Consider the following 4,190-nt stretch of genomic DNA (forward strand, 5'->3'; position numbering starts at 1 on the left):
CCGGTGATGTCGTACATTTCAGATATCACGCAGTTCGGTTCGGCTTTCTCGCCAGCGTTCCGCTATCCTTACAACGGTTCCGGCAGCACTTGCCATCATGCGTTCGCTTTCCGACATCGACAGTATCGGCGTAGTTGGCGCGGGGACGATGGGCAGCGGTATCGCGCAGGTCGCCGCCACGAACGGCTACGACGTGGTTATGCGCGACATCAAGGACGAGTTCGTCCAGCACGGGTTCGACACCATCGAGGGAAGTCTCGACCGATTCGTGGGCAAGGAGAAGATGAGCCAAGAGGAAGCCGAGGCGGCCGTCGACCGGATCACGGGCACGACGGACCTCGAAGACCTCGCGGACTGTGACTTCGTCGTCGAGGCCGCCGTCGAGAACATGGAGATCAAACAGGACATCTTCGCCGACCTGGACGAGGTGCTCCCCGAGGACGTCGTGCTGGCCACCAACACCAGCACGCTCTCGATTACGACCATCGCCAGCGTGACCGAGCGAGAGGACGAGATAGTCGGCCTCCACTTCATGAACCCCGTCCCCATCATGAAGGGCGTCGAACTCGTCGTCGGCGAGAAGACGGACGAGGACGTCGTCACGCTCGCCCACGACCTCGCGGAGGACCTCGGCAAGGAGACGTGGGAGTCCGACGACAAACCCGGCTTCGTCACCAACCGCATCCTCATGCCGTGGATCAACGAGGGCATCCGCGCCTACGACGAAGGCGTCGCCAGCAAGGAAGACATCGACAAGGGAATGACGCTCGGAACGAACGTCCCGATGGGACCGCTCACGCTCGCCGACCACATCGGACTGGACATCTGTCTCGACGCCAGCGAAACCCTCTTCGAGGAACTCGGCGACCGATACAAGCCAGCCTACCTGCTCAAGCGCAAAGTCGATGCGGGTGACCTGGGCAAGAAGACAGGCAAGGGCTTCTACGAGTACTGAAAAAACAGCGGGACCGCCGTTATCAGTCCTTTCGGGTCGCGTTCTTCGGCGGTGCGAACGTTCCCTCGGGTAGTTTCTGATTCACGGCGAGGTCACGATAGGTGGAGACGACCGTTCCGTTGTGAATCACGGTTGCGTTCTTCGATTTCTGGTGACCCGATTCGAACCCGTTTTTGATCTGGTCGAGCGTCTGGTCGAACGGTAGCGGATAGTTCGTTTTGCTCTTGACGAGTGCACCGGTTTGAGCGTCTATCCAGAACGTCGAGTTGTACCACGATGCTCTCTCGGAGTTCTTCTGCGGATTGTCGAACTCGATGACGTACACCTCGTGGCCGAGTACGTGCGTTTTCCCGTGGTACGTGAGCGCGTCGTGGTCGAACGCGGCTTCGAACTCGTGTTTGGCCTCGTAGACGCCGCTGATGTAGTAGTGTGCGGGGCCGTCGCGCCGGTCACTCACGTCGTACGTGTTCGTCGCGCTGTCGTACGCTATCGTGCTCGTGTGGTTTTCGATGATGATCCTGTTCCTGGTCGGGTGGAGGTATTCCAGTCGCAGAAGCTTCGTCCCGTCCGCGTACCGCTCCGAGCGATCGACTTTCTTCGTTCGAGTGTACGTACTGCCGTTCGGCAGGTGGTAGATCCGTTTCTCCACTTCGACAGCGTGGTACGTGCTGATGTTCTCCTGCTTCGCGCGGATGTCGTTCACGACCTCGTGAGCTTTCGCGTCGCTGAACGTCGTGGTCGGTGCCCGTTGTGTCGTGTTCGTATCGGTCGTTGCAGTCGTCGTCTGGGAAGTCGTTTCGACACCGGCACCGGCGTCGTCATCGGGCAACTGTCCGACACAACCGCTGACGGTTGCCAGCACCAGACAAACGGTGAGGAGGAGCGGTAATCGTGACCGCATCAGCGCTCACCGCCGATCGTCTTTTCTATCGTATGATGCAGCGTCGTTCGAGGGACAGTTCGTTCGATCCGTGTTGGGTGGGGATCCTTCATTATTACCAATGTCATAAATTCAGCATAAAAATGAATAACCTCCTCCAATCATTTTCACATTCCGGGAATGGCTCTCACCTCCGCTATTACGCGGCTCTAGCGCCACAGTATCAAACTCACCAACGTCTCCGAATTTCTTTAGGCCTGCCTAAAAATCGCAACAGTTATTTTGTTTTAGGTGGGCCTAAAATTGTGGCACGAGACACTCAAGCGGGGCGGTGGTGTCCGACACGTCGGCGGTTTCTCGGAGTCGGCTCCGGCGTCGCCGCCACCTGCCTCCTCGCTGGCTGTACCGGCAGTAACGACGGAAACGAGGGGTCGAAATCCGACGATCGGAGTTCCACGACCGCGACCGAGACGACCGATACCGAGACGGAAACGACGGATGCCGCGGACGGGAGCTATTCGGTGTCGATGTCTCCGATGGGAAAGGTGACGTTCGACGCCGTTCCGGAGGACATCTTCACCGTCCTCACCCACCATGCGGGGATGGCCGTTGCACTCGGCCACGGCGACGGCGTCAACTCACTCCACGCGCCGGAGTACTACGACACCGTGATGAACCTCTACTACGAGCGCCTCGACGGCGTCTCGGTGGACTGGTCGGATTGCTTCTCGTCGTGGGGCGCACCGAAAGAGGAACTGTACGAACTCGACAGCGACGTCCACCTCGCGGACCCGGCGGAGATGGTGTCGATGAAGAACTGGTCGCGCTCGGACGTGAACGAAATCGCCAAAAACGTCGGCCCGTGGTTCGGCAACAGTTACAGCGACGCCAACCGGAAGCCGCCGAAGGGTTGGCGTGACGACTACGAGTATTACTCCCTCTGGGACATCTTCGGCAAGGTCGCACAGGTGTTCCGCGAGGAAGCGCGCTACGAGGCGCTCGCGGTGGTTCACGCCGACCTCGTTTCGACCATCGAATCGAAGCTACCACCCGAGGACGAACGACCGACGGCAATCATGGTCACCGGTTCCGCGGACCTCTCCGATATTTGGGCCTACAAGCTGAACGCGCCCGGTTTCCTCAGCGCGCACATCCGTCCGCTCGGCGTAACGGACGCCTTCGGCAGCAAGGTTTCCTCGAACGACAAGGTGGATTTCGAGGCGATGCTGGAGGCGAACCCGGACGTGTTACTCGTACTCGGCGGCATGGCACCGGACCACGAGATGTCCAAGACTCGGGAGATACTCGAAAGCGACCCCGTCGCCTCGAACATCTCGGCGGTGAAGAAGGACCGCGTGTTCGTGCAGGGGATGTGCTATCAGGGTCCGCTCGTCAACCTCTTCCAACTGGAGATGACGGCCAAACAGCTGTACCCCGACGTGTTCGGCGAGTGGCCGAAGTTTTCCGAGAGCCAGCCGTATCCGAAGTTCGGAGCGGACGAAGAGCTGTTTGACAAACAACGGGTCGCGGACATCGTGACCGGACGGGCCGACGACGTCTGATCGGCGGAAGTCGTCGATCCGTCGCGTCGAACCGATAGGGAACTCCACAACCTCCCACTTCGCTTTTTCCCTACTGTAGATAGATTGATAGCAATTACCCTCCAATGGTTATTTCATGCCTTCCCTCTCCAGCGTCCGCCCGCAACGGAGCCACGTCTTTCCGTTTGCCGTGACGGCGTCCCCCCTCCTGTGGTTCGTGAACCGGGACGCGGAAATCTCCGGGGTGGCCTCCCGAACGGTCACACTCAGTGTCGCGTCCGTCGCCGTCGGCTATCTGCTCGCAATTCTCGTGGTTGCCGCGGTGAATCCCGACGATACCCGGTCGGGTATCGCTCGAACCCTGTTCTCCCCGTCGAACGAAACGCTCGCCGTGTTCGCCATCGTTTCGCTGTTGCTCGGCGGCTACGCAGTTACGGGATTCCCGTTTCTCCCCGGTGAAATCGACTTCGCAGTCCATCTCCTCGGCCTCACCCTCGGCTGGCCGATTATCGTCACCTACGTCGCGACCGTCGTCGTTGGAAACGCGTTCGGCGGACGGCCGCCGTTCACAATCGAAGCTGTCGCGGTCGGATTCGGCGTCGCCTGCACGACGGGATGGGTGTTCCTGCTGTCCGGATGGGTTACGGACGCCGTCGGTCGTCTTTCGGGTTCCGTCGGGATCCCTCGCTAAATCGAATTCGAAGACCGATGAAACGGCCTCTCGGAGATCGTCCGCCGCAGTTCGCCGAGCGTCTCGCGTTCGACGCCGCTGGAGAGGGACGCGATGAGGGAGTGCACCTCCTCGCGTGAAACC

4 protein-coding genes are annotated in these 4,190 nt (G+C 60.0%); 3 read left to right on the forward strand and 1 reads right to left on the reverse strand.

Translation table 11 applies throughout. The features are described from left to right. Positions 1-97: 97 nt before the first annotated feature. Entirely contained in the window at positions 98-955 is an 858-nt protein-coding gene (locus WBV42_RS10575) for a 3-hydroxyacyl-CoA dehydrogenase family protein (protein WP_423985990.1), read from the forward strand. A gap of 22 nt (positions 956-977) precedes the next feature. Here WBV42_RS10575 and WBV42_RS10580 read toward each other — a convergent pair whose 3' ends face one another. Then, a complete protein-coding gene (locus WBV42_RS10580; RefSeq protein WP_423985991.1) occupies positions 978-1,856 on the reverse strand; it encodes a LolA family protein in 879 nt (292 codons plus the stop codon). Between the two features lie 284 nt (positions 1,857-2,140). Between WBV42_RS10580 and WBV42_RS10585 the strand changes: the two genes are divergently transcribed. Together WBV42_RS10585 and WBV42_RS10590 are read left to right on the forward strand one after the other, a co-directional pair. Further along, positions 2,141-3,397 (forward strand): ABC transporter substrate-binding protein, encoded by a 1,257-nt coding sequence (locus WBV42_RS10585; RefSeq protein ID WP_423985992.1) that lies wholly within the window; start codon positions 2,141-2,143, stop codon positions 3,395-3,397. 115 nt (positions 3,398-3,512) lie between these two features. Next, positions 3,513-4,067, forward strand: coding sequence for a hypothetical protein (locus WBV42_RS10590; protein WP_423985993.1), 555 nt, complete (start codon positions 3,513-3,515; stop codon positions 4,065-4,067). Positions 4,068-4,190 lie beyond the last annotated feature (123 nt).

This window comes from Haladaptatus sp. (assembly GCF_049589095.1).
Lineage (GTDB): Archaea > Halobacteriota > Halobacteria > Halobacteriales > Haladaptataceae > Haladaptatus.